Annotated in this window: 28 protein-coding genes; 22 read left to right on the top strand and 6 right to left on the bottom strand. The window is 66.7% G+C overall.

Features of this window, described 5'->3' with window-relative positions; translation table 11 throughout:
* Positions 1–20: 20 nt before the first annotated feature.
* The 4 genes from EYE40_RS11445 to EYE40_RS11430 all read left to right on the top strand — a co-directional run bounded on the left by EYE40_RS11445 (position 21) and on the right by EYE40_RS11430 (position 6,355).
* Positions 21–683, top strand: coding sequence for a hypothetical protein (locus EYE40_RS11445; protein WP_130982072.1), 663 nt, complete (start codon positions 21–23; stop codon positions 681–683).
* Positions 684–751: 68 nt separating this feature from the next.
* Positions 752–1,360, top strand: coding sequence for a sigma-70 family RNA polymerase sigma factor (locus EYE40_RS11440; protein ID WP_240034799.1), 609 nt, complete (start codon positions 752–754; stop codon positions 1,358–1,360).
* Positions 1,361–1,405: 45 nt separating this feature from the next.
* Positions 1,406–2,905, top strand: a complete 1,500-nt coding sequence (gene lysS / locus EYE40_RS11435; protein ID WP_130982071.1) for a lysine--tRNA ligase — start codon at positions 1,406–1,408, stop codon at positions 2,903–2,905.
* 21 nt (positions 2,906–2,926) lie between these two features.
* Positions 2,927–6,355, top strand: coding sequence for a beta strand repeat-containing protein (locus EYE40_RS11430; protein ID WP_130982070.1), 3,429 nt, complete (start codon positions 2,927–2,929; stop codon positions 6,353–6,355).
* A gap of 127 nt (positions 6,356–6,482) precedes the next feature.
* On the opposite strand, the gene EYE40_RS11425 is transcribed toward EYE40_RS11430, so the two are convergent.
* Entirely contained in the window at positions 6,483–7,439 is a 957-nt protein-coding gene (locus EYE40_RS11425; protein ID WP_130982069.1) for a pirin family protein, read from the bottom strand.
* A 31-nt stretch (positions 7,440–7,470) separates the two neighbouring features.
* Here EYE40_RS11425 and EYE40_RS15400 point away from each other — a divergent pair, with 31 nt between their 5' ends.
* Both EYE40_RS15400 and EYE40_RS15510 read left to right on the top strand, forming a co-directional pair.
* Positions 7,471–7,611: a hypothetical protein gene (locus EYE40_RS15400; protein ID WP_154071861.1), complete on the top strand. Its 141-nt coding sequence runs from the start codon at positions 7,471–7,473 to the stop codon at positions 7,609–7,611.
* A 103-nt stretch (positions 7,612–7,714) separates the two neighbouring features.
* Complete coding sequence (locus EYE40_RS15510; protein ID WP_130982068.1) at positions 7,715–7,894, top strand: hypothetical protein; 180 nt, start codon at positions 7,715–7,717, stop codon at positions 7,892–7,894.
* Here EYE40_RS15510 and EYE40_RS11415 read toward each other — a convergent pair.
* Positions 7,891–8,658 carry a TetR/AcrR family transcriptional regulator gene (locus tag EYE40_RS11415; RefSeq protein ID WP_130982067.1) on the bottom strand — a complete coding sequence of 256 codons (768 nt, stop codon included), beginning with the start codon at positions 8,656–8,658 and terminating at the stop codon, positions 7,891–7,893. The two genes, EYE40_RS15510 and EYE40_RS11415, sit on opposite strands and share 4 nt — an antisense overlap.
* An 80-nt stretch (positions 8,659–8,738) precedes the next feature.
* On the opposite strand from EYE40_RS11415, the gene EYE40_RS11410 reads away from it, so the two are divergent.
* From EYE40_RS11410 to EYE40_RS11400, 3 genes are all read left to right on the top strand, one after another.
* Complete coding sequence (locus tag EYE40_RS11410) at positions 8,739–9,686, top strand: ATP-binding cassette domain-containing protein (RefSeq protein WP_130982066.1); 948 nt, start codon at positions 8,739–8,741, stop codon at positions 9,684–9,686.
* On the top strand, positions 9,683–10,468 hold the full coding sequence (locus EYE40_RS11405; RefSeq protein ID WP_130982065.1) for an ABC transporter permease: 786 nt from the start codon (positions 9,683–9,685) through the stop codon (positions 10,466–10,468). Before EYE40_RS11410 ends, EYE40_RS11405 begins: the two co-directional genes overlap by 4 nt.
* Positions 10,469–10,559: 91 nt before the next feature.
* Positions 10,560–11,081, top strand: coding sequence for a DUF6609 family protein (locus EYE40_RS11400; RefSeq protein WP_130982064.1), 522 nt, complete (start codon positions 10,560–10,562; stop codon positions 11,079–11,081).
* On the opposite strand, the gene EYE40_RS11395 is transcribed toward EYE40_RS11400, so the two are convergent.
* Positions 11,072–11,296: a helix-turn-helix domain-containing protein gene (locus EYE40_RS11395; protein ID WP_130982063.1), complete on the bottom strand. Its 225-nt coding sequence runs from the start codon at positions 11,294–11,296 to the stop codon at positions 11,072–11,074. The genes EYE40_RS11400 and EYE40_RS11395 overlap by 10 nt on opposite strands.
* Positions 11,296–11,916: a hypothetical protein gene (locus tag EYE40_RS11390; protein WP_130982062.1), complete on the bottom strand. Its 621-nt coding sequence runs from the start codon at positions 11,914–11,916 to the stop codon at positions 11,296–11,298. Before EYE40_RS11390 ends, EYE40_RS11395 begins: the two co-directional genes overlap by 1 nt.
* Positions 11,917–11,998: 82 nt before the next feature.
* Here EYE40_RS11390 and EYE40_RS11385 point away from each other — a divergent pair, with 82 nt between their 5' ends.
* The 4 genes from EYE40_RS11385 (at position 11,999) to EYE40_RS11370 (ending at position 17,953) form a co-directional block, all read left to right on the top strand.
* Positions 11,999–13,030, top strand: coding sequence for a hypothetical protein (locus EYE40_RS11385; protein WP_130982061.1), 1,032 nt, complete (start codon positions 11,999–12,001; stop codon positions 13,028–13,030).
* On the top strand, positions 13,027–14,055 hold the full coding sequence (locus EYE40_RS11380) for a hypothetical protein (RefSeq protein WP_130982060.1): 1,029 nt from the start codon (positions 13,027–13,029) through the stop codon (positions 14,053–14,055). Before EYE40_RS11385 ends, EYE40_RS11380 begins: the two co-directional genes overlap by 4 nt.
* A 40-nt stretch (positions 14,056–14,095) precedes the next feature.
* On the top strand, positions 14,096–15,106 hold the full coding sequence (locus EYE40_RS11375; RefSeq protein WP_130982059.1) for a hypothetical protein: 1,011 nt from the start codon (positions 14,096–14,098) through the stop codon (positions 15,104–15,106).
* Between the two features lie 369 nt (positions 15,107–15,475).
* Positions 15,476–17,953: an ATP-dependent Clp protease ATP-binding subunit gene (locus EYE40_RS11370; RefSeq protein WP_130982058.1), complete on the top strand. Its 2,478-nt coding sequence runs from the start codon at positions 15,476–15,478 to the stop codon at positions 17,951–17,953.
* Positions 17,954–18,094: 141 nt separating this feature from the next.
* On the opposite strand, the gene EYE40_RS11365 is transcribed toward EYE40_RS11370, so the two are convergent.
* A complete protein-coding gene (locus tag EYE40_RS11365) occupies positions 18,095–18,874 on the bottom strand; it encodes an SDR family oxidoreductase (RefSeq protein WP_130982057.1) in 780 nt (259 codons plus the stop codon).
* Positions 18,875–18,944: 70 nt separating this feature from the next.
* Between EYE40_RS11365 and EYE40_RS11360 the strand changes: the two genes are divergently transcribed.
* The 9 genes from EYE40_RS11360 to EYE40_RS11320 all read left to right on the top strand — a co-directional run bounded on the left by EYE40_RS11360 (position 18,945) and on the right by EYE40_RS11320 (position 23,611).
* Positions 18,945–19,436 (top strand): MarR family winged helix-turn-helix transcriptional regulator, encoded by a 492-nt coding sequence (locus EYE40_RS11360; RefSeq protein WP_130982056.1) that lies wholly within the window; start codon positions 18,945–18,947, stop codon positions 19,434–19,436.
* Positions 19,437–19,445: 9 nt separating this feature from the next.
* Positions 19,446–20,312 (top strand): DUF2207 domain-containing protein, encoded by an 867-nt coding sequence (locus tag EYE40_RS11355; RefSeq protein ID WP_130982055.1) that lies wholly within the window; start codon positions 19,446–19,448, stop codon positions 20,310–20,312.
* Positions 20,313–20,345: 33 nt separating this feature from the next.
* A complete protein-coding gene (locus EYE40_RS11350) occupies positions 20,346–20,855 on the top strand; it encodes an amino-acid N-acetyltransferase (RefSeq protein ID WP_130982054.1) in 510 nt (169 codons plus the stop codon).
* 56 nt (positions 20,856–20,911) lie between these two features.
* On the top strand, positions 20,912–21,523 hold the full coding sequence (locus EYE40_RS11345) for a hypothetical protein (RefSeq protein WP_130982053.1): 612 nt from the start codon (positions 20,912–20,914) through the stop codon (positions 21,521–21,523).
* A 4-nt stretch (positions 21,524–21,527) separates the two neighbouring features.
* Positions 21,528–21,899 (top strand): dehydrogenase, encoded by a 372-nt coding sequence (locus tag EYE40_RS11340; RefSeq protein WP_130982052.1) that lies wholly within the window; start codon positions 21,528–21,530, stop codon positions 21,897–21,899.
* A gap of 7 nt (positions 21,900–21,906) precedes the next feature.
* Positions 21,907–22,797: an aminodeoxychorismate lyase gene (locus tag EYE40_RS11335; protein ID WP_130982051.1), complete on the top strand. Its 891-nt coding sequence runs from the start codon at positions 21,907–21,909 to the stop codon at positions 22,795–22,797.
* Positions 22,798–22,859: 62 nt separating this feature from the next.
* Positions 22,860–23,243: a TraR/DksA family transcriptional regulator gene (locus EYE40_RS11330; RefSeq protein ID WP_130982050.1), complete on the top strand. Its 384-nt coding sequence runs from the start codon at positions 22,860–22,862 to the stop codon at positions 23,241–23,243.
* A 10-nt stretch (positions 23,244–23,253) separates the two neighbouring features.
* Positions 23,254–23,433 (top strand): hypothetical protein, encoded by a 180-nt coding sequence (locus EYE40_RS11325; protein WP_130982049.1) that lies wholly within the window; start codon positions 23,254–23,256, stop codon positions 23,431–23,433.
* Entirely contained in the window at positions 23,426–23,611 is a 186-nt protein-coding gene (locus EYE40_RS11320; RefSeq protein ID WP_130982048.1) for a hypothetical protein, read from the top strand. Before EYE40_RS11325 ends, EYE40_RS11320 begins: the two co-directional genes overlap by 8 nt.
* 76 nt (positions 23,612–23,687) lie before the next feature.
* Here the strand turns inward: EYE40_RS11320 and radA are convergent, their stop codons facing one another.
* Positions 23,688–25,043, bottom strand: a complete 1,356-nt coding sequence (gene radA, locus EYE40_RS11315; RefSeq protein ID WP_130982047.1) for a DNA repair protein RadA — start codon at positions 25,041–25,043, stop codon at positions 23,688–23,690.
* Between the last annotated feature and the right edge of the window lie 66 nt (positions 25,044–25,109).

The following is a 25,109-nucleotide window of genomic DNA, read 5'->3' as shown; positions in this document are numbered from 1 at the left end:
CACCTTTTAGGGTCGGAGGGATGGAAACCCGAGCCCACGCGACGCCCGGAGCCGCACTGCTGCTCCGCCTGGCCCTCGGTGCTGCGCTCGGACTCGTGTTCCTGCTCGCCTCCCTGATCTTCGGCTCCTCGTCTGCGCGAGCGGATGATGCCGCCGAGCCCGGCCTCGTGCAGGGTGTGCTCGACACCGTGCTGCCCGCCGACTCCTCCCTCGGGTCCGCCGTTAACGCGGTCACCGAGAAGCCCGTCGCGGTGGTGGATCGCGTCGTCGCCAAGCCGGTTGCTGTGGTAGAGCGCATTGTCGAGAAGGTCGTTGTCAAAACTGTGGTTCCCGTGGTGGAACCGGCAGTGGAGCCCGTGCTCGACGCCGCTCCCGCGGTTGTGAGCTCGAAGCCGGTCGCCGTCGAACCCGCAGCCGTCGCAGCCGTAGTCCCGGTCGAAGCACCTGCCGGTGCCGCGCCCGCCGATGATCACGCCACCCCTGCCGAGGCGCCAGCTGCGCCCGGCGATTCCACGCTGACGCCCGGCCCCGCACTCGGGTCCTCCGGGGGCGCCGGCGGAGTGGTCGGGGATCTCGGCGGTTTCGGGGTTCTTGGGCCGGTTGCATCCAGCACACAATTCAGCCCGGCAGGCTTCTCGCCGCCCGGAGCACCAACCTTCGCATCTGACACGACCCCTGACTGAGTGAGGCCGTGGGCGCTGTTGCGCGCCCAAAACGGCCCGTACACACCACTCACCTCAGGAGTTCTTCCATGTCTATTGCTGTACCCGTGCCGATGGCACGCGCATCCCGAACCACCCGATCTCGCACGACAACCGCAACCGACCGCGCAACCGAACTGCTCGAGGGCGTCGCCGCCGGCGACCAGTGGGCCTTCGCCGCGCTGTATGACGAATACTCGCCGCGTGTGCTCGGGCTCGCCGTGCGCATTCTCATCGATCGTTCGATCGCCGAGGAGGTGACGCAGGACGTCTTTCTTGAGCTCTGGCAGAACGCCAACCGCTTCAACGCCGCGAAGGGCGGGGGCACCGGTTACCTGCTGACCCTCGCCCGGCACCGTTCGATCGACCGGGTGCGCGCCGAGCAGTCATCCCGCGATCGCGACGAGCGGATCGGTCACCGTGAGGCCATGCCGGAGTTCGACAACACCCTCGAGTCGATCGAGCAGCTCGAACGCCACCAGCTCGTCGAGCGCGCACTCGCCACGCTGCCCGCCGTGCAGCGCGAGGCGATCACCCTCTCGTACGCGGGCCACACCCACACCGAGATCGCCGCGATGCTCGGTGTTCCGCTCGGCACGATCAAGACGCGACTGCGCGACGGGATGTCCCGGCTCCGCTCCGGCGTCCACCCGGCGTGAGGCGCGCCGGTACCATGGAACGTCGATACCAGCGGGAGTACAGCCATGACCGAGCAGGACCAGCCAGAAGAACTGAGCGCCGAAGAGATCAGCGAGCAGAAGGCCGTTCGACTCGGTAAGCGCGAACGGCTGATCGAGTCGGGCGTCGGTGCGTACCCGGTGGGCGTGCCGATCACGACGACGATCTCCGATGTGCGCTCCACCTACGCTGACATCGAGACGGACACCGCCACGGGCGTGACGGTCGGCCTCGCGGGTCGTGTTGTGCACTCGCGCATCGGTGGCAAGCTCTGCTTCGCGTCGCTTCAGGCCGGCGACGGCCAGCGCCTCCAGGTCATGGTCTCCCTCGCCGAGGTCGGCGAGGAGTCGCTCGACAACTGGAAGGCGCTTGTCGACCTGGGCGATCACGTCTTCGTCTCCGGCGAAGTCATCTCGAGCCGTCGCGGCGAGCTGTCGGTCATGGTCAAGGACTGGGCCATCGCGTCCAAGGCGATCCTGCCGCTGCCGAACCTGCACACCGAGCTCAGCGACGAGGGTCGCGTGCGCAGCCGCTACCTCGACCTCATCGTGCGCGAGCAGGCCCGCTTCACCGTGCGTGCCCGCGCCGCGGTCAACGCATCACTGCGCTCCACCTTCACCAGCCACGAGTACCTCGAGGTCGAGACCCCCATGCTGCAGGTGATGCACGGGGGCGCATCCGCTCGCCCGTTCTCCACCCACTCGAATGCGTTCGACACCGAGCTGTTCCTGCGCATCGCACCCGAGCTGTACCTGAAGCGTGCCGTCGTCGGCGGAATCGACCGGGTCTACGAGATCAACCGCAACTTCCGCAACGAGGGTGCCGACACCACCCACTCGCCGGAGTTCGCGATGCTCGAGGCCTACCAGGCCTACGGCGACTACAACCAGATGGCCGACCTCACCCAGGAGCTCGTGCAGAAGGCGGCCATCGCGGTCTCCGGCGACACGATCGTCACCTGGGCCGACGGCACCGAGTACGACCTCGGCGGCGAGTGGGACCGCATCTCGATGTACGACTCGCTGAACGCCGCCGCTGGTCTGTCGATCACGCCTCAGACTCCCGTCGAGGACCTGCTCGGCTACGCCGCGACCGCGGGCGTCGAGGTGCACCTGCCCACCCACGGCAAGCTCGTCGAGGAGCTGTGGGAGCACTACGTGAAGGTCGACCTGGTGCGCCCTACCTTCGTGATGGACTTCCCCGTCGACACCTCACCGCTCGTGCGCGCGCACCGTTCCATCGAGGGCGTCGTGGAGAAGTGGGACCTGTACATCCGCGGCTTCGAACTTGCCACGGGATACTCCGAGCTCGTCGACCCGGTCGTTCAGCGCGAGCGTTTCGTCGCGCAGGCGAAGCTCGCGGGCAAGGGTGATGTCGAGGCGATGCCGCTCGACGAGGAGTTCCTGCGCGCCCTCGAGCACGGAATGCCCCCGACCGGCGGCATGGGAATGGGCATCGACCGCCTGCTGATGGCGATCACCGGCCTCGGTATCCGCGAGACCATATTGTTCCCTCTCGTGAAGTAAAAACGAGATAAGCTCTCGCGAATGAGAGCCCTTTCGTTGCGCGGTGCGCTTGCCCTGGTTGTAGCCTCCACGCTGGCTCTCGCGTCCGTCGGGCTGACGGCGGTCTCCGCGTCTGCGGCGACTGTGGCGGGTACCGTGAGCGCCCGGTCCGACCTTGCCGACGGCACCAACATCAGCCCCTATTTCACCGATGACAACCTGGCGCTCAGTGCGTCAAACATTCCCGGCGTTACTTATCGCGCATTCTTCACGTCGTCGGGCACAACACCCGCGACCGGATCGCAGGCGTACGACCTCACGAGTAGCAGCGGCGTGATGTTGACGAATCTCGATCAGACGAGTTCTCTGATCTTCGAGTCTGTAGGCGATGTGCCGTTCCAGCTCACGAGCTTCAGGATGCAGGACGCCGCCCTCTTGGGCAGCACCTACACCGCGGCTGCGTATCGCAACGGCGTGCCGACGGGCGCGGCCGTCCAGTTCTACGCGGCCCCCACCGGGAATCCGTTCACCTTTACCCTTCCGTCCGGCTTCAGTTACGTCGACGAAGTGCGCGTCTCCTCTTCGGGTGGCGACGGTTTCGAAGGCAAGTTGTGGCAGGAAGGCTTCAACGACTTCGTCGTCGCCGATTCTCCCCAGCAGGCCGACCTGTCGGGCCTGGCGCTCTCCGCCGGAGCTATCACGCCCGGCTTCTCACCCGCGTTGACCGCGTACGGCGTCAGCGTATCGAACTCCACAACGTCCACCACCGTCACCCCCACGGCGACGACACCCGGCGCAACGGTCACCGTCAACGGTGTTTCCGTAGCGAGTGGAGCGGCATCCGGAGCTATAGCGCTCGCAGTCGGGGCGAACACCATCACCACGATCGTCACGGCACTCGATGGCGTGACCACGAAGACCTACACGACGACCGTCACGCGAGCCGCGCCCCCGTCGAGCAACGCCAACCTGTCCGCACTCGCGCTGTCGGCTGGCACCCTCAGCCCCGCCTTCGCGGCAGCCACAACCAGCTACACGGCGACCGTGCCGTTCACCAGGACCTCTCTCACCGTGACGCCGACACGAGCTGACTCGACTGCATCCATCACGGTGAATGGCGTTTCCGTCACCAGCGGCAGCGCATCAGGCGCGATCGCACTCGCAGTGGGGTCGAACACCATCACGACGGTCGTCACCGCGCAGGACGGCACCACAACGAAGACCTACACGACGACCGTGACCCGGAGCGCTGCGTCATCCAATAACCAGCTGTCAGCGCTGTCACTCTCGAGCGGCACGCTGTCACCGGCGTTCGCTTCGGGCTCCACCTCGTACACCGCCAGCGTTGGCAACGCCACGACATCCCTGACGGTCACGCCAACGGTTGCGGATGCCACGTCCTCGGTGACGGTGAATGGTGTTGCGACAACCAGCGGCAACGCCTCGGGCGCCATCGCGCTTGCCATCGGATCGAACGTGATCACGAGCACGGTCACGGCACAGAACGGCACTCCACAGTCGTATACAGTCACCGTCACGCGCGCGGGGTCCAGCAACGCCGGCCTGTCGGCGCTCAGCCTCTCGAGTGGAACGCTCGCACCGGCCTTTGCATCGGCCACCACCGTGTACACGGCGGCAGTCAGCAACGCGACGACGTCGTTGACGGTTACCCCGACGGTGAGCGACTCAGCAGCCTCCGTGACGGTCAACGGAGTGGCAGTCTCCAGCGGAAACGCTTCAGGCGCCATCGCACTTGCCGTCGGGTCCAACACGATCACGACTGCCGTTCTCGCGCAGGATGGCACGACCAGCAAGAGCTATACGGTGACGGTGACCCGCGCTGCGTCATCCAACAACGATCTGACGGCCCTGTCGATCTCGGCCGGCTCGCTGTCTCCTGTATTCGCGCCGGGCACGACGTCGTACGTCGCCTCGGTGGCCAGCGCTGTGGCGTCCATCACAGTCACTCCGACTGTGAGTGTCGGCACAGCCTCGGTCACCGTAAACGGAGTTGCCGTGACTTCTGGAACGCAGAGCGGCGCCATCGCACTGAGCACCGGATCGAACACTCTCACCACCGTCGTCACGGCTCAGAACGGCGCGACGAAGACGTACACGATCACCGTCACGCGAGCCATCTCGACCGACAATGACCTGGCGTCGCTCGTGCTCTCTGAGGGCACACTCAGTCCCGCGTTCTCCGCCGCTCAGCAGAACTATGCGACAACCGTGCCATTCGGCGCGACGTCTCTGACGGTTACGCCCACCCTGGCCGATGCCGCTGCGACCGTGCAGGTCAACGGCGTAACCGTCACATCGGGTAGCCCTTCCGACTCGATCAACCTCAACGTCGGCGCCAACCTCATCGTCACCTCCGTCACGGCCCAGGACGGATCGCCCCGTAGCTACACCGTGACCGTGACGCGACTCGCGTCGAGCAACAACTTCCTGTCTGCGCTCGGCGTCTCGGCCGGCACGCTGAGCCCGGCGTTCAGCTCCGCCCAGCAGACCTATTCGGCCTCCGTGCCGAACGCGACGGCAACGTACACGCTGACACCGGTGAGGGCTGATCCCACTGCCACGATCACCGTCAACGGACAAACCGTCCTCCCGGGCGGCCCCTCCGGCCCCATCGCGCTCGCCGTCGGGACCACCACGATCACCACGATCGTGACGGCCCAGGACGGCACAACGCGGACTTACACGCTCAGCGTCGAGCGCCCCGAGTCGAGCACCAGCACGCTGAGCGCGCTCGCGGTCTCGAATGGCTCGCTCGACCCGGTGTTCGCCCCGGCCACAACGGCCTACGCGCTCGAGACCGCGGCGTCATCCATCACGATCACACCAACCGTCACGGATGCCACGGCCACCGTCGAGGTCAACGGCGTGCCCGTGGCCAGCGGAGCGGCTTCGCCCGCGATCACGCTGCCGCTGGGGGAGACGACGATCACCACGACCGTCACCGCACAGGATGACACGACCACGGTCTACACGATCGACGTCTTCCGCACCGGTGCCCCTGTCGTCGAGCTGACCCACGACCTGGTCGTCGGGGATCCGGCTGAGGCGTCGACGGTGACATTCACCGGTTCCGACCTTATCCCGGGCTCGACCTGGAAGGTCACGCTGCACTCGGCTCCCGTGGTTCTCGCGAGCGGGACCATCGGCCTCGACGGGCTGCTCAACGTGACGGTCACCCTGCCCGCGGGCATCGACCCCGGCGCACACCGCGTCGCCCTCGTCATCACGCCCCCGGCGGGTGCCGCGATCACCAGCACCATCTGGTTCACGGTTCTCGGTAACGGGGCGATCGGGGCCATCTCGCTGGTCGGACCCGTGTTCCCCGGTCTCGTGATCACGGGCATCGACGGTTCGGCGCTGCTGCTCGCCCTCCTCGTGGCCCTGCTCGCGATGGCCGCCGGTGTGCTGCTCATCGTGCGCGGGCGCCGTCGCACCCCCGTCACCGCCTGAGCTCGGAGTTTTCGATACGGCCGCTCCTTCGTCGCGGACCCTCGGTCGCGAGCTCCCTCGGCGCTGGGGTCGCGCAATCGCTGGCGCGATTGCCCCAAGCTCCACCGCGCTACTCAACCTGCGGTCACTAGTCGCGGGGACGCAGCCTGACGCCGGGCAGCTCGGGTGCCGGCAGCCGCGACCCGTCGTAGCCGAGCACCGGCGCGAAACGCGACGCCCCCGCCTGCCAGTCGGCGCGGTACTCGACGATCTCCTCGTGCGTGCGACCGATGAAGTTCCACCACATGAGGATGCGCTCGCCGAACGGTGCGCCTCCGATGAGCAGGAGCCGGGCATCCCGAGCACCAGCCTGCAGGCGAATGGTGGATGCCCCTGCCTCCAGAAACGCGAGGTGCGAGGGCGCCAGCGGCTCGCCGTCGACGCTCAGGTCTCCCGCGTCGAGCAGCACCCCGTGCTCGAAGCCGGATTCGACGGGCAGGTCGATCGTGGCACCGGCCGGCAGGTCGAGTTGCGCGCCGACGAGCGGACTGAAGGCGTGGGCGGTCGACGTGCTGCCGACGAGGGATCCGAGGAAGACCCGCACCGTGGCATCCCCGAACGCGACGGGTTCGGGCACGTAATGCTCGAACATGGGTGCAGAGTGACGCGAGTCGTCGGGCAGCGCCAGCCAGAGCTGGGCGCCGTGCAGCACGGTCGTTGCCGCGGTGGAGACCTCCGAGTGGGCGATGCCACTGCCGGCCGTCATGAGGTTCAGCTCGCCCGGGCGCACCATGGCGTGGCTGCCGACGCCGTCGCGGTGCTCGATCTCGCCGGCGAACAGCCAGCTCACCGTCTGCAGACCCGTGTGCGGATGCGGCGGCACGACCATGCCGCCCTTCTCGGCCACGAGGTCGGGGCCGTAGTGGTCGACGAAGCACCAGGGGCCGATGAGGGAGCGGGAGCGCTGCGGCAGTGTGCGGCGAACCGACATCGCGCGCGGCCCGCCGAGGGGAACGTCCCGCGGTTCGAGGATGGTGACGGGGGCGGGCGTGAGGGGGGCGTCATCCAGTGCCTGCTCGATGGGATGCTTCTCGAGGTTGCTCACGCTCGAATTCTAGGCCGGTAAACTCGTGGACATGAGCGATCTGAAGCTGCCCGGCGACGAGAAGGACAAGCCGAAGATCTCGTTCGGCCGCATCGTGATCTGGGTGGTCGTCGGCGGGATAGGTGTGTACTACCTGATCAGCGCTGCCGTCGGCCTGCTCTCGAAGGGCTGATCGTGGATCGGCGCACCTCGCGCCTGATCATGACGGTCGGGCTGCTCGCTATCCTGATAGTGGTCGCGGTTATGACGTTCACCCGCTGACGTATCCTGTAGACGTGATCGAAAACTTCTGGGCCAACGCCGCGTACTCGCTTGCGCCCACGATTCTCGTCGGACTGATCTTCTGGTTCGTGATGTGGGCGATCATCCGCGCGGACCGCAACGAGCGCAAGTCCTATGCCAAGATCGAGGCCGAGGAGCGCGCGAAGCTCGCCGCCCTCCAGTCGGACGACTAACGCGTCTCGACGTACGCCTCGATGCCGTCGAGCAGCCGGGCCAGGCCGAACTCGAACGCGTGGTGCTGGTTGCCCGGCGACTGGAAAAGCTCGCCGACCGCGGTGCCGACCCGCTCCGAGAGCGGGTAGTCGTCGCGCCCCATGACGCGCTCGAGCACCGGCAGGTTCGCCTCCCACCATTCGAGATCGCTCTGTGTGGATGCCGCGCGCACCCGATCCGCGTCGATCGCGACCCGCGCGGCTCCCGCCGTGAACTGCGTGACGATCGTGATGATCGAATCCATGTCGAGGTCGCTCAGGCCGAGGCCGTCGACGAGCTGCAGCTGGTACTCGTAGCGGCCCGAGCTTCCGGGGCCGAGCGGCGGACGTGAGGTGTCGACCTGCACGGTCCACGGGTGGCTGAGGTAGTGAGCCCAGTCTTCGCGCGCGAGGGCGTCGAGGCGCGACCGGAGGGTGTCGTGGGTGGTGGCGAGTCGGGGCATCCCAAGCACGATGCTGTCGATCATGAGGTCGAGCAGCTCGGCCTTTCCCTCAACGTAGGTGTAGAGCGACATCGCCCCGATGCCGAGGCGCTCGGCCACGCGACGCATCGAGATCGCTTCGACCCCCTCGTCATCGGCCAGTTGGATGGCTGCCTCGACGACCTGGTCGACGGTGACCTTCTGCCGAGGGCCGCGTGCTCCGGTTGGGTCGCCGAGCACGGATCGCCAGAGCAGTTCGAGGGTTCTGTCGCGCGCGCTCTCGCCCGTGGAATCGATTGCCATGAGGCAAGTCTACAAATTTCGTACAAAGTACGGTAATGTGATCGGCCTACCCCGTACAGTGTACGGATTAAGGAGGCGGCATGACCGACCATGCACTCGTCGCGGCAGGATTGCACAAACGGTACGGCGCGACCGCGGCGCTTGACGGCTTCGATCTCGCTATCGAACGTGGAACAATCCACGGGCTGCTCGGGCCGAACGGCGCGGGCAAGAGCACGGCCGTGCGAGCGCTCGCGACCCTCGTCGACTACGACGACGGAACGGCGACGATCGACGGCTTCGACGTGCGCAGCCAGGGCGCGAAGGTGCGCCAGCGCATCGGGCTCGTTGGGCAGAGCGCGGCCGTCGACGAGATCCTCGGCGGGCGGCAGAACCTGGTGATGTTCGGGCGTCTCTATGGACTCAGCACCCGAGCGGCAACGGTACGCGCCGACGAACTGCTCGAGCGCTTCGGCCTGAGCGAGGCGGCTCGCAAACCGGTCTCCGGCTATTCGGGCGGGATGAGGCGACGGCTGGACATCGCGGCGAGCCTGATCCAGACGCCCGCCGTGCTGTTCCTCGACGAGCCCACGACCGGGCTCGACCCGCGCGGGCGCAACGAGGTTTGGGAGGTGGTGCGCCGCATTCGCGACGAGGGCACAACCGTGCTGCTCACCACCCAGTACCTCGATGAGGCCGACCAGCTGGCAAGCCGCATCTCGGTCATGAACGCCGGCGCCGTGATCGCCGAGGGTGCCCCTGCCGAGCTGAAACGCGAGGTGGGCCGGGACGTGCTCGTGGTGGTCGTCACCGACGGTGGACGGGTGCACGAGGCATCCACGATTCTCGATCGCGTCGGCGATGGGCCGGTCAGCATCGACCCGGACGAGCGGCAGGTGTCGGTGCCCGCGCGCGGCGGATCGGCCGCCCTCGTCGGAGCGCTGCGCGAACTCGACGCCCGGCGCATCGAGGTCGAGGACATCGCGCTGCGCCGCCCCACACTCGACGAAGTATTCCTGACCCTGACCGCACCGGAGGTACACGCATGACCGCGATACGCAACAGCTGGATCATCACTCAGCGGGACCTGCTGCACTGGGTGCGGCAACCCGCCCTGCCCATCTTCGGGGTGGTGTTCAACATCATGATCCTCCTGATGTTCGCGTTCCTTTTCGGGGGGGCGATCGAGGTGCCCGGTGCGGACCGCGGCTCCTACATCGCCTTTCTGCTGCCCGGGATGTTCGCGCTCACCATGCTGTTCGGACTCGAATCGACCATGGCCGCCATGTCTGATGACGCCCAGAAGGGTGTGACCGACCGCTTCCGCTCGATGCCGATCGGGGCGTCCGCGGTGGTCGGTGGGCGCGCGGGGGCAGACGTGCTCTACTCGGCGCTGAGCCTGGCCGTGCTCATCGTGGGTGGGCTGCTCATCGGCTGGAGGGTGGAGAGCGATCTGCTCTCCGCGCTTGCCGCTGTCGCCCTGCTGCTCTGGCTGCGGTTCGCGCTGTTGTGGGTGGGGATCTTCCTCGGGCTGTTCGTGCGGGGTGCCGGCGCGACCAGCGCCGTGCAGGTGCTCGTCTGGCCCCTCGGCTTCATCTCCAATGTGTTCGTAGCTCCGGAGACGATGCCTGCGTGGCTCGCACCGATCGCCGACTGGAACCCGATCTCGGCCACGGCGACCGCTGCCCGCCAGCTCTTCGGCAACCCGACCGGTGTCACGCAGAACTGGTTCAGCGAGAACTCGATCACGCTCGCGATAGTCGGGCCGCTCGTCATCACCCTGATCTTCCTGCCCCTCTCCGCCATCGCCTATCGGAGGCTGAAGCGGTAGCGGATCATCCGCGCTCCCTTCTGCTAACCGCGTGCGCCGGCGCACCCCCGCGCGGATGACAAAGTGCCGCGCTGTAGCCCAGACTGTGCGCATGGACCTGTTCACGAACATGCCCGAGTACTTCCCGCTGATGCGCGGCGGCGGTGCCTTCCTCGCCCTGATCGGCCTCGGCATCGTGGTCGGCGCGTTCGGTGGTCGCCGCTGGCGGCTGGTGCTGCTCATCGTCGGGGCGGGCCTGGGCATCGCCGCGATGGCCGTAGGCGGGGCGACCAGGGTGATCTTCGCGGGACTGCCGTATCCCGCGATCTGGCAGTGGGTGGTTCTCGGCGCGGCCTTCGCCATCGAGATGCTGCTCGTGAACATCGTGCTGCGCAAGGTACCGGATGTCACATCCCACGCCTTCTGGATGTGGATCCTGTTCATCGTCGGCGCCCACTTCCTCGTGCTGGGCGCGAGCCACGGCCCCATCTGCGCGGTGCTCGCCGTCGCGTGCATGATCAACGCGCTCATCGGGCTGCGTTTCCCGGCCGTCGACCTCCGCGTCTTCTGGGCGGTGGACGGCGTGCTCAAGATCACGGCCGGCGTCACGATGGTCGTGGTCAGCTACAGCTGAGCGCGCACCAGCAGGTCGCCCACCTCGCAGTCGAGTGCCTCGCAGATGGCAAGGAGAGTCGAGAACCGGATGGCGCGTGCCCGGTCATTCTTCAGGACACTCAGGTTGACCACACTCACGTCGACGATCTCGGAGAGGCGGGTCAACGTCATCCCGCGCTCGGATAGCAACTCGTCGAGGCGGCACTCGATGCCGGTGGGATCCTCGTCGCCCACTAGATGAGCCCCGCCGTCTCGCGCTGCAGCTTCACGCCGTGGTCGAAGGCGAGACCCACGAACATGAGCCCGAATCCGAAGAGCAGGAAGCCGGGGTCGGTGGAGGCGGCGATCGGCCACCACTCATCGGCACCGTTCAGCTGTTCGGCGATGAGCCAGGACGAGAACACACCGAGGCCCGCGGAGACCAGTCCGGCGATCAGCACGATCCCGCCCGAGAGGGTGATCGTGAAGCTCAGGCTGCGGCGGAACGGCACTCCGCGCACGAGCGACCAGCACAGCAGCGCGAAAGATGCGGCGACGGCGACCTGGCTGAGCAGGCCGAAGACGCGGGCGATGGTGGACACAATGACGGCGGCGGGGGTGAGGTCGGCGACCAGCACGCGAGCGGTTTCGTAACTGCCGGCCACGAGGGTCGCTTCTCCCGCGCTCGCCGCATCCGGAAGACCCTGCGACACCGAGAGCAGTGTGCTGAGCTGCCCGCTCGAGAGGGTGGTGACGATCGAGCCGATGCCGGAGGCCAGCCCCGCGAGCCCCGCCAGCACGGCGATGCCGAAGATCACCCAGACGATGCCGCGGGTGAGTGTCGCGGCGGACCCGCGACCGGTGAGGTCGGTCATGAGCAACTCCTAACGATTATCGATAACAACGATAAACGATAGGGTATGCCGCTCAACCTTGGTCCGCAAGTATTCTTTCGACATGAGGAAGCTCGTCGGCATGGTCGCCGTGCTGCTCCTGCTGAGCGGCTGCACGATGTTCGACGCGGAGGCGCGTCGAACGTTCGAGCGCCATCATGCGGAAAAGGCTGCCGTGCTCGCGCTGCAGAACCGCCTCGAGCGAATGCCCGGCGTCGAAGTCGCCACTGTCGGAATCACGGCCGCGAGCGGCCTGCTCGACGCGAACGGATCTCCCACCGACAAGGACTCCCTCGGCGTCTGGGTGACCATGCCTCGAGTGGAGACGAATCGCCTGGTCGAGGTCGCCGCCGCCGTGCGCGAGGTCGTGCGGTCCGGCCCTCTCGCCGCTGCACACCACGAGCTGATCGTGCAGGCCGGTGGGCGCGAGGCCCTGCGCATGAACCAGTTCGAGCTCACCGACCAGCTTCTGCTCGATGCCCTCGACTACTGGTTCGCGGTGCGCGCCCTCGTAGACCCCGCGCTCTCCCTCACGATCGGCTACCCGGGCTTCGGCGGTGACTACTCCCGCATCATTACAGCGCCGGTTTACAGCCCGGAGATCACCGCGGCATACACCGCCGCGTTCCCTGAGATAGTCGAGATTCCGGATGTCACGCTCGGCATGCCCGTCGTCGAACTCACCGGTTTCCGGCTCGTCGGCGAGCTGCCGCCCCGTGAGGTGATGGAAACCTTCGGTCGGATCATCCCGAGCGTCCGACTCCTGTCACGCGACTACTACCCCGGCCGCCAGGGCCATGTGCTGTTCGAGTGGCGCTACTCCCCGATCGAGAAGACGGGGGCGGTCTACTCCGTGCACGCGATCCAGGAGACCGACACGGGAGAGGGCGACCTCGAGAAGGTGGTTGACGAACTCGCCAGGTCGGCGGTCGGCCCGACCACAGTGCGTAGCTACCTCATCACCCGACCCGGCTTTCTGCGCTTCAACTGCGAGCCTGCGGAATACCCGTACCCGAACGACTTCACGCTCGTCGCCTCGCTACGCGACCTGGGAATGGCGGTCACCGCCGAGGAGAATGCAGGCTACTGCGCATGAGGAAACTGCTCGGTGCCGCGTTGGTACTGGTGCTCCTGACCGGCTGCATGTCTTTCGATGGCGACGCCCGCGTGAACTTCGAGCGTGAGCAGGCGGCCGACGCAGAACTGCTCGCGCTGCAGAATCGCCTCGAGGCCGTGCCCGGGGTGTATACCGCGACTGTCGACATCCGGCCATCCCAGCTCGACGGCGATCCCGCCGCCGACGATCGCATCGAGGTCAGGGTGACCATGCGCACGGTCGATCTCGAGCGTTTCGTCGACGTGGGTGCATTCGCGCGCGCAGCGGTCGAGTCCGGGCCGCTCGCGACCACCGACCACCAGGTGATCATCGTCGCCGAGGGACGCGAGGCTCTGCGGCTGAACCGATTCCCCGACACCGACGAGCAGCTCCTCGAGGCGCTCGAGTACTGGCAGAAGGTGCGTGCGCTCGTCGATCCTGCGCTATCCCTCACCTTCGACGTCGGCGGGTTCGGGGCGGTCTTCTCCCGCATCATCACAGCGCCGGAGGACACACCGCGAATCACCGCGGAGTACACCGCCGCGTTCGCTGAGATATCCGCGATTCCGGATGCCACGGTCGGCATGCCCATCGTCGATCTCACCGGTCTGCGGCTCATCGGCGAGCTGCCGCCCGGTGCGGTTATGGAGACGTTTGGCCGGGTCATCCCGAACATCAAGCTCTTCGTCCCCATGAACGAGTCGCGGCACATCGGTCACGTCTCGCTCGAGTGGCACTCCAGCCCGAACGATAGAACGGGTGCCGTGTACACGGTCTCGGCGATGCAGGACCTGCGCGGCGGCGAGGAGGACCTCGTCGACGTTGCTCGGGAACTTGCCGCGTCCGCGGGCGGCCCAACCTCGTTGCAGAGCTACCTGCCGGAGCACGAGGGAAGCCTGCGCTTCGCGTGCGAGTCGAGCCAGGCGTTCGGCGAGTCGATCGAACTCGTGGAGTGGCTGGCCAAGCAGGGCGTGCCGGTCACGGTGGCTGACAACGCCGGGTTCTGCAGCCTGCCTGACTCGTAGTGATGTGGCATCCTCAGGTAACAGATGTTCGGGGGAACGGGTGAAGTCCACAACGGGGAAGGTTGCCGCGCTGCTCGTCGTGGGCGCGCTGACGCTGAGCGGCTGCTCGCTCATCGGCGAGGTCGGGCAGGTCGGCGGCTCCATGGCCGAAGAGGCCGCCCTCAACGCCGAGCTCGACGCCCTGCGCGGCCGGATCATCGATCTCGACGGCGTCACTGATGCCACGGCGACTCTCGAGATCGAAGGGGACTACGAGTTCTACGTCGAGTTCGCGGTCACTGCCGACGAACTCTCGGAACCGGTTGCTGCGCAGATCGTGGAGGAGATCGGAGACGCCTTCTCTGCGGGCACACTCGCGAAGCAGAACGGGTTTGTGGGGCTGGAGGCGGCGGACGACAGCTCTCTCTCCTGGAACACGCTCGCCCTCGTCGGCCAGGACCTGTCCGGTGAGGTGGAGTACTGGTTCGCATTGCAGGAGGCGTTCGGTTCGCCGCTGAGAGTGGGCCTGTATGGGGAAGACCAGGCTGCCGGTGACGCCCCGTACCTCAGCTCAATCGCTACCTACGCTCCGGGTGCGACGCCCGACTGGGACTCGCTGCGAGCCGTGCCCGACACCACTGGGGCCGCGCGGACGTGGCAGCTCTACGGCGTGGACGTCGTCGGATCCCTGCCGCCTGAGCCGGTGACCGACGTGCTCGCTGACCTGACATCCACGCTCGGCGAATCCTTCGGGATGCAGTGGGATGGCCCGAAAGAGGCGCTTACCGTGGCCGTCTACTCTGCCGAGCTCACCACAGGAACTCCCGTCGAGCAGACGCCGGCGTGGGACGCGCTGCGGGATGCTGTTGCACTGCTCGCCGTCGCGCCGGTGCGCTCCTCCACGTTTTCGTACTATGGCGAAGACCAATCGGGAAAGTTCGCGGTGCACCTGGGAGTGTGTGAGGGCGGGCTCCGAGAAACCCCGCTGGATGCGTCATTCCTTGCCGCGCTCACAGCGGCGGGAGCGCTCGACGGCGTGGAGGCGGCTCCCGGCATCTGCCTGCCCGCCTGACGTCGCATGAGCCTCGAAGCAATGAGAGTTAAACTCACAACACTCGTCCTCGCTTCTCTCCTTCTCACCGGCTGCTCGTTCGGAGCGCCGAACCCGCAGGTGGCCGTCGTGGCCGGCGAACTGGGGTCCATGCTCGGCGTGGTCTGCGCCGAGCAACTCGAAGCGGTGACCGACCACTGGCGCGAGAACGCCTCGGCAACGAGCTGTGGCAAGCCTGGCTCGCATTCGAAACCACCCCCGACGGATCAACGGCTCACAGCTGCACCTAAGCGCGTCACGCCCACGGCGAACAGGGGCATGGTCGCGGGGATTGTCTCGTTAGAGTCTTTATATCGGCACCGAAACCTGCCCGGAGCCTAGGGAGACATCATGTTTGAACGTTTTACAGACCGCGCTCGTCGCGTAGTTGTTTTGGCCCAGGAAGAGGCCAAGATGCTCAACCACAACTACATCGGCACGGAGCACATCCTGCTGGGCCTCATCCACGAGGGTGAAGGCGTCGCTGCTAAGGCGCTCGAGTCGCTGGGCATCTCGCTCGACGCCGTGCGCGAGCAGGTGCAGGACATCATCGGCCAGGGTCAGCAGCAGCCGACCGGCCACATCCCCTTCACGCCTCGGGCGAAGAAGGTTCTCGAGCTGTCTCTGCGCGAAGCGCTGCAGCTCGGCCACAACTACATCGGCACCGAGCACATCCTGCTCGGTCTGATCCGCGAGGGCGAGGGCGTCGCAGCCCAGGTTCTCGTGAAGCTCGGCGCCGACCTCAACCGCGTGCGCCAGCAGGTCATCCAGCTGCTGTCCGGCTACCAGGGCAAGGAAGCTGTCGCCGTCGGCGGCAACGACGCTGCACCCGACAAGGGTTCGCAGATCCTCGACCAGTTCGGCCGCAACCTCACCCAGGCTGCCCGCGACGGCAAGCTCGACCCCGTGATCGGCCGTGAGAAGGAGGCGGAGCGGGTCATGCAGATCCTTTCGCGCCGCTCCAAGAACAACCCGGTCCTGATCGGTGAGCCCGGAGTCGGCAAGACCGCCGTCGTCGAGGGTCTCGCGCAGGCCATCGTCAAGGGCGATGTGCCCGAGACGCTCAAGGACAAGCAGCTCTACTCGCTCGACCTCGGTTCGCTTATCGCCGGAAGCCGCTACCGCGGTGACTTCGAGGAGCGCCTGAAGAAGGTCACCAAGGAGATCCGCACGCGCGGCGACATCATCGTCTTCATCGACGAGATCCACACCCTCGTGGGTGCGGGCGCCGCAGAGGGCGCCATTGACGCTGCCTCGATCCTGAAGCCGCTGCTCGCCCGTGGTGAGCTGCAGACGATCGGTGCGACCACGCTCGACGAGTACCGCAAGCACTTCGAGAAGGACGCCGCACTCGAGCGCCGCTTCCAGCCCGTGCAGGTGCACGAGCCCACCATCCCCCACACGATCAACATCCTCAAGGGACTGCGCGACAAGTACGAGGCCTTCCACAAGGTCTCCATCACCGACGGTGCGATCGTGGCTGCGGCCAACCTCGCCGACCGGTACGTCGCCGACCGCTTCCTTCCGGACAAGGCGATCGACCTGCTGGATGAAGCGGGCGCCCGTCTCCGTCTCTCCGTGCTCTCGGCTCCCCCCGAGCTGCGCGAGTTCGACGAGAAGATCGCCGGAGTCCGTGGCCAGAAGGAGGGCGCCATCGAGGACCAGGACTTCGAGAAGGCGGCTTCGCTTCGGGATGAGGAGAAGAAGCTGCTCGGCGAGCGTCTCCGTCTCGAGAAGCAGTGGAAGTCCGGCGACGTCGGCATCAGCGGAACCGTTGACGAAGGTCTCATTGCCGAGGTACTGGCGCAGGCGACCGGAATCCCGGTATTCAAGCTGACCGAGGAGGAGTCCTCGCGACTCATCTTCATGGAGAAGGCGCTGCACATGCGCGTCATCGGCCAGGAAGAGGCCATCTCGGTGCTGGCTAAAACCATTCGTAGAACCCGTGCCGGCCTCAAGGACCCGAAGCGCCCGAGCGGTTCGTTCATCTTCGCCGGCCCGACCGGTGTGGGTAAGACGGAGCTCGCCAAGGCACTTGCCGAGTTCCTGTTCGACGACGAGAACGCGCTCATCTCCCTCGACATGTCGGAGTACGGCGAGAAGCACACGGTCTCGCGACTGTTCGGTGCTCCTCCCGGATTCGTCGGCTTCGAAGAGGGCGGACAGCTCACCGAGAAGGTGCGCCGCAAGCCGTTCTCCGTGGTGCTGTTCGACGAGATCGAGAAGGCTCACCCCGACATCTTCAACTCGCTCCTCCAGATCCTGGAAGAGGGACGCCTGACGGATGGCCAGGGTCGTGTCGTCGACTTCAAGAACACCGTGATCATCATGACCACGAACCTCGGAACCAAGGACATCACGGGAACGCCGATCGGCTTCACGTCGTCGACCGACACCGCGACCGGTTACGACCGAATGCGTGGCAAGGTCGTCGAGGAGCTGAAGAAGCACTTCAAGCCCGAGTTCCTGAACCGCGTTGACGAGACCATCGTCTTCCCGCAGCTCAGCCCCGAAGAACTGCTGCAGATCGTCGACCTGTTCATGAAGCGTCTCAGCGAGCGTCTGATGGACCGCGACCTCACGATCGAGCTCACGCTCGCCGCGAAGGAGCAGCTCATCAAGGTCGGGTTCGACCCGTCGCTCGGTGCGCGTCCCCTGCGTCGTGCGGTCCAGCACGAGATCGAGGATGCGCTCAGCGAGAAGATCCTGCACGGAGAGCTCAGCGCGGGCGACCACGTTCACGCCGACTTCGTCGAGGGCAAGTTCGTCTTCACGACGAGCCGCCAGCTCGGTGCGGTCGAGCCGGAGGCCATCACCGCCGAGGTGTAGTCCACATAACGAAGAAGCGGCGGCTGGAGAGATCCAGCCGCCGCTTTTTCCGTTATTTGCTGGTTGAGTAGGCCGCCCGCGGCCGTATCGAAACCTGGTTTCGATACGGCGCCGGGGCGCCTACTCAACCAGCTCCAGTGGTTACCAGGTCGAGTCGCCGCGGATCACTGCGTCTGAGCCGCCGTCGATGAACACGACCTGGCCGCACAGGTGCGAGTTCTCCTCGCTGACGAGCCACGCGAGCAGTCGCGCCGGCACGATGGCCTCGGCGAAGCCGTTGAGCGGCATGGGCACTCCCGCGCGGATCTGTTCGCGGCCCTCCTCGGTCTCGAGCAGCGGTGCCGTCATCGGGGTGACGATGACTCCGGGCGCGATCGCGTTGAGCGGGATGCCCGCCGCGGCCCAGTCATCCGTAGGGGCGTTGCGGCGGATCCACTGCGCGAAGGCCTTCTTGGTCGACCCGTAGATGAGCTGCCCGGTCGCGCCGTCGCCGGCGAGAACCTCCGCGCGTGCGAGCGCGGCGGCTTCATCGCCAGCGGTCATTGCCGCGACCAGCTCGTCGTCAGACGGGTGCAGGCTTGCCATGGAAGCTACGCCGGCGGCGCGGGGAGCATCCGAACCGGCAAGAAGCGGGCGCAGGCCCTCGAGCGTCGCGACCATTCCGAAGAAGTTGACGCCCACGGTCGCGGGAATCGGGTGGGCGAGGCCGGCGACGGCGAGGATGCCGTCGATCGAGCCGCCGGATAACTCGCGCACCTGGTCGACGAGTGCGGTGCGGCCCTCGGGGGTCGTGAGGTCGACGTTCACGTCGGTGCCCTTGAGGTCGACGCCGATGACCGTGTCGCCTCGGCTCTGCAGCAGCTCGGCCGTGGTCTTTCCGATTCCGGATGCCGCGCCGGTGACAACTATGGTCCTGCTCATAAGAACTCCTTTGTTCGAGTGGAAGTAGTTTCCATTGGAAACTATACGACGTGCGAGTACTGTCGTGGCTGTGAGTACCGAGTCCGAGCCGCAGCTGCACTACCGCTCGGCCGTCGTCGAGAACATCACCACGCTGCTCAATATCTGGATGTCCCCTCGCTTCCAGCACGACATCGTGGCCGAGCGACACCGGGCGATGAGCGGGCTCGAGATCCGCATCCTCTGGACCCTCAGCTCGATGGGGCCTGCCCGCACCGCGGACATGGCCGAGACCCTCGACATCGGAGCTCCCGCCGTGAGCAAGGCGATCGCCAAGCTCGATGCGTCCGGGCTCATCACCCGCGAGCCGAGCGCTACCGACCAGCGCTCGCACACCCTGCACCTCTCCGCCGAGGGACGGCGCGCGGCGCAGGAACTCTACGACGTCGGCGACGCGATGGTCACCGAGATCTTCACCGACTGGGACGCGGCAGATGTCTCCCAGCTCAGCACCCTGCTCGCACGGTTCGTCGCCGAGTCGGAGGGGTACGCGCGGCGGATTCATCGCGACGACGCTCACTAGGCTGACCACATGTTCCGTCGCCCGAAGCGCCTCATCATTCCGCAGTACACGGTGCCGAAGAATGTGAGCCTGATCGCGGCGGCCGAGCTGCTCGGAGATGGAAAGCGAGCGCTCGCCGCGCAGCTCATCGACTTCGCTGTGCGCAAGGTCGTCTCGGTCGCGCGCCCGACGGACGGCGTCAACCGCCCTGGATTCATCGTGACGCTGACCGGATCGACACCGGACGAAGGCCCCGACGAGAGGGCGATCCTGGTCACCCTGTTCGGTAACGACCTCGTGCCCGGATCGTTCTTCTACTTGGCACCGGGCCGCAACCGCGAGCTGGGCGCGCGTCTCAAGGGACCGCACCGCTGGATCGTCGCGCGACTCGTGCACAACGGGCTCGCTCGCGAAAACCGCCTGCTCATCCGCCTGTCTGCTCCATGGCGCGCGGAGCCGATCGTTCCCACCGAGGCGGCGTATCCGCTCGTCGACTACCTGTGGGGGATGCACGACTACATCGAGCTCGCAGAGAAGGACCGCTTCATGGCCCTGCAGTCTCCCGACGGTGCTCTGCGCCGGGAGCCGCTCAACGATCTTGAAGTGCTCGTGCTCTACGAAAAGCTGTTGCCCTACGCGGTGCTGTTCAACCTCGAGAAACAGTGGATGCGCGAACTCGACCTTCGATACCAGAGCCTGCCGCCCGATCTCACCGGCCTGGTCGACGCGGCGGACCTCGCCTCATTCGGGCTCCAGGTCGCCGTGTCGATGATCGATCTCAGTGATCTGGTTGACTTCTCCGGCGCGCTGGACGGCGTTGGTGCGGTGTTCGGGGGCATCGGTGAGTTCCTCGGCGACATCGACTTTCCCGATTTCGACTTCCCCGACTTCGGGTGACCGCGCCCTGCGAGTACTGGGTACGCTGAAACCGTGACGACCCCCTTCAGCATCCGCCCGGCGATCACGGCGGACATCCCGTACATCCAGTCCCTGGTCGAGCCGCTCGTCAACAAGCGCATCCTGCTCGGCAAGGACCTCGTGGTGCTGTACGAGGCGGTGCAGGAGTTCCGCATCGCCGTTGACGCCGACGGCACCCCGATCGGCTGCGGGGCACTGCACGTAATGTGGCACGACCTGGCCGAGGTGCGAACGCTGGCCGTTGCACCGGCGTTTCTGGGCCAGGGGGTGGGCCGCGCCATCCTCGAAAGAATCGAGACCGACGCGCTCGCGCTGGGTCTCAGCCGACTGTTCTGTCTCACCTTCGAGGTCGAGTTCTTCTCGCGCAACGGTTTCGCGGCGATCAGTGACGACATCGTGCAGCCGGATGTGTTCGCCCAGCTCTCGCTCTCGCCCGATGAGGGTGTCGCGGAGTTCCTCGACCTGTCGCGCGTCAAGCAGAACACCCTCGGCAACACCCGCATGCTCAAAGTGATCGCATAAGGCACACGCCGCGCAAACGGCGGGGCATAACGGGTCGCCGCGCTTACCCTGAACACATGTCGACCTTCAGGACTCCTGTCGGCCCACAAACCAGCAGCGTCTACTGGCGACGCAGGCTCGTCGTGGGCCTCGTAATACTGGCCGTCATCGTGGCCATCATCCTCGTCATCGTGAAGCCCGGATCGGGCACGCCCGGCGCCACCAAGACCCCCGCGCCCGGCAGCTCGTCGTCCGCCGAGGCCGTCGACACCGAGCCCGACGCGTCCGGCGCGTGCGCGAAGGGCGCCGTCAAGGTCGTCGCCGTCACCGACAAGGCCTCGTACAAGGCCGGCGAGAACCCCATGCTCTCCCTCACCCTCACGAACACCGGCACGAAGGAGTGCACGTTCAATGCGGGCACCGACGTGCAGGAGTACCGCATCACGAGCGGCAAGGAGACCATCTGGGACTCCACTCACTGCCAGACCGAGCCGACTCCGACCCTCGCCGTGCTCGAACCCGGCAAGGACGTCACCACGACTCCGTTCGCTTGGGACCGCACCCGCTCGAGCGCCGACACCTGCGAGGGTGACCGTCCGCCGGTCACGGCAGCCGGTGCGAGCTACCACCTGACAACGGTCGTCGACGGTATCGAGTCCGCCGACACCAAACAGTTCCAGCTCTACTGATCCCGTGGCCGAACTCACCGAACCCGACCTCGCCGCCGCCCTCGAGGCGAAGGATGCCACGGCCGTCGCCTTTGCCATCCGAAACGGCCTCGTGACCGTGCCCCTGCTCGAAGTCGAGGAGGGCGCCGACCAGGTGCGCGTGTTCCGCCGTGACGACGCGGACAAGTACATGCTGCTGCTGTTCTCCTCGCCCGCCTCATACGCCGCGATGCTGCCCGGGGAGGATGACCCCCGCTCCGAGTCGTACGACCGTGCCGCGCTGCGCGAATACCTCGAGGCCAACCTCGGAGTGCTCGAGTCGGTGTGGTTCGATGTCGCCGGCCCCCACCCGATGCAGGCGGACCCGGCCGACATCCTCGCCGCCCTCTCGATCTAGGACACCCATGCCGCACCACGTTCTGGCCATGCTCAACCAGCCGAGTGCCGACGCTCCGCCGCACGATGAAGACGCCCCGGCGTTCGAATTCGTCGATCCCGAGCGCCCACAACTCAGCGCGATGGACCTCGGTGCGACCCGTGGCGACGGCATCTTCGAGAGCATCAGCGTGGGCGATGGCAAGCCGCAGGCGCTCGACCACCACCTGCGTCGCTTCACGTCATCCGCTCGCAAGCTCGAACTGCCGGCACCGGATGAAGCGGCCTGGCGTGAGGCGATCCTGGCAGCTATCGACGAACTCCAGCCGGGTGCCGAGGCCTGGGTGAAGGCGGTTCTGACGCGCGGTGTGGAGGGCGACAGCCGCCCCACCGGCTGGGTCTACGCGGCACACGCGCCCGACCACTCCCGCACCCGCATCGACGGTGTTCGTGTGGTGGTGCTCGACCGCGGCTACCGCCACGACGTGGAGACCACCTCGCCCTGGCTGCTGGCCGGCGCGAAGACGCTCAGCTACGCGGTCAACCGTGCCGTCGCCCGCGAGGCCCACCGCCGTGGAGCGGACGACGTGATCTTCTCGAGCTCAGACGGCTACGTGCTCGAGGGCCCGACGTCGACCGTGGTGTTCCAGCGCGGCAATGCGCTGCTCACGCCCGGTACCGGCCTCGGCATCCTCGATGGCACGACCCAGGCGAACCTGTTCCACTACGCGGAATCACTCGGCATGACGACCGGCTTCGAGTTGCTCACCCCTGCCGAGCTCGCGAAGGGGGATGCCGCCTGGCTCGTCTCGAGCGTGCGCCTAGCGGCCCCGATCCGCTCGCTCGACGGCGTGGACTTCCCGATGAACCCGGTCCTTTCGGCGGGCATGAACGAGTACCTGCTGTCACTGCGGCATTAGCGCGTCACCCGTTGCTGGGAATTGTGGATGCCGTTTTCAGGCTGCGGGTATTGGGTTGATGCATGACCCCGACCGTTGCGGCGCTCGACTCGCGCCAGCGGGGTGCCCTGCGCAAGCGCCTGCTGGCCGACCGCGCCAGTACCCTCGACAGCGTCGCCCAGCTCGGGTTCGACATCGACTCGGTGCGACACTCCCGGCGCGACTCGTCCACTGACGATGAGCACGACCCCGAGGGCTCGACTCTCGCGTTCGAACAGTCGCAGACCTCCGCTCTGCTGCGCCAGGCGGTGCATCGCATCGACCAGATCGACGACGCCCTCGGTCGCCTCGACGACGACAGTTACGGTTCCTGCGCGTCCTGTGGTCGTTCCATCGGCTATGCGCGCTTGAGCGCACGCCCGTACACCCCGCACTGCGTAACCTGCGCGGCGCGGCTCAACCCCTGAAGGAGCAAAAATGAGTGACCCAGAAGATCTGACCAACGGACAGCTGGAGGATGACGCCGACCTCGACAGCGACTCGTCGCTTGCCGAGAAGGTAGCGACGGCGGACAGCATGGAGTCCAGCCGGTCCACCGAGACTGCAGACGGCCGCCAAACGGAAGACGAAATCGACAGGAGCGAGCGCCATGACTGACACCAACGGAACCTTTGATGAGCCGGTGAACCCGGCACTGCCGGACGGCGGACCGCGGGACGGGACCGAGCAGTCGGATGACGCGCCCGGCGACCAGGTCCCCGGAGAGCACAACGCCAGTGCTGCCGAGGGCTTCGACGGTGATGACGCCTACGAGGCGACGCCCCGCGACGTCTGACTCGCATGAATGAGCCGGTTTCGGCGGAATGAGCTTGCCAAGGCTGATTCGAACCGTCGAAACTGGCTCATAGCGGCTAGAAGTCGGGGATGTCCATGCGCTCGACGGTCGAGCCGGCGAACGCGAGACGGATGGCCTCGCGCAGGTGTGCGGCGTCGGCGTCGATGATGGTGCTGAAGCCGAGCCTCTGCGCCTCTGACGTGCGCTGCTTCGAGTTGGATGCGGGACGGATCTCGCCGGCGAGACTGATCTCGCCGATCGCCACCTGCGTGACCGGGAACGCCTTGTCTTTGAAGGCGCTCGAAATGGCCAGGGCGATCGCGAGATCGGCGCCCGGCTCGATCACGCGGATGCCGCCCACGGTCGAGACGTAGACGTCGAACGTCGAAAGCGGGAGCCCCGCACGCCGTTCAAGCACGGCGAGCACCATGGCGACACGGGATCCGTCGACGCCGTTCACCACCCGGCGGGGCTGGGGCGCCTGCGATTTGACAATGAGCGCCTGCACTTCGACGGGAAGCGCGCGCCTGCCCTCCACCGTGATGGTGACGCATGTACCGCTGACCGGAGTGCGCGCCCGGGAGAGGAAGAGCCCTGAGGGGTCGGAGATCTCGGCGATGCCATCCCCCGTCATCTCGAAGCAGCCGACCTCGTCGGTCGGGCCGAATCGGTTCTTCATGGCGCGCACAAAACGCAGCGCCGTCTGGCGGTCGCCCTCGAAGTGCAGCACGACGTCGACGAGGTGCTCGAGGAGGCGCGGGCCGGCGATCGTGCCGTCTTTGGTGACGTGGCCGACGAGCAACACGGGAAGGTTGCGATCTTTCGAGACCCGGATGAGGGTCGACGCCACCTCGCGCACCTGGGAGGGGCCGCCGGCGAGGCCGTCGGACAGCGACGACGCGACGGTCTGCACGGAGTCCACGATGACGAGGTGCGGGTCGACCTGGTCGATCTGGCCGAGGATCGTGGCGAGGTCGGTCTCGGCGGCGAGGAAGAGCGTGGGCTGCAGGGCATGGGTGCGCTGGGCGCGCAGGCGCACCTGGCTCACGGATTCTTCGGCGGAGACGTAGAGCACGCGCTGCCCGAGCGCCGCGGCACGGGATGCGACCTCGAGTAGGAGCGTCGACTTGCCCACTCCGGGTTCACCGCTCAGCAGGATGGCCGCGCCGGGAACGATGCCGCCGCCCAGCACCCGGTCGAACTCGGCGATACCGCTCGGCCAGTACGCGACGGATTCGGCACCGATCTCGGTGATGGGGCGCGCCGCCCGCCCGGCACCGATGCGAGCCGGGGCGACCTTGCGGATGCCGGTCGCGCCCTCGGTGACGTCGACCATGGTGTTCCACTGCTGGCACTCGCCGCACTGCCCGACCCACTTGGCGTTCGACCAGCCGCACTCGGTGCAGCGGAAAGTCGTCGAAGCTCGGGCCATTCCCTCAGCCTAGGGTGAACGTCTGACGTGCGCCGGAACATCCCACAGCCGCAATGAGCAGGAAAA

This window comes from Glaciihabitans arcticus (assembly GCF_004310685.1).
GTDB lineage: Bacteria > Actinomycetota > Actinomycetes > Actinomycetales > Microbacteriaceae > Conyzicola > Conyzicola arctica.
The sequence above is the reverse complement of the archived record's forward strand: the minus strand, read 5'-3'. Positions and strand labels throughout refer to the sequence as shown.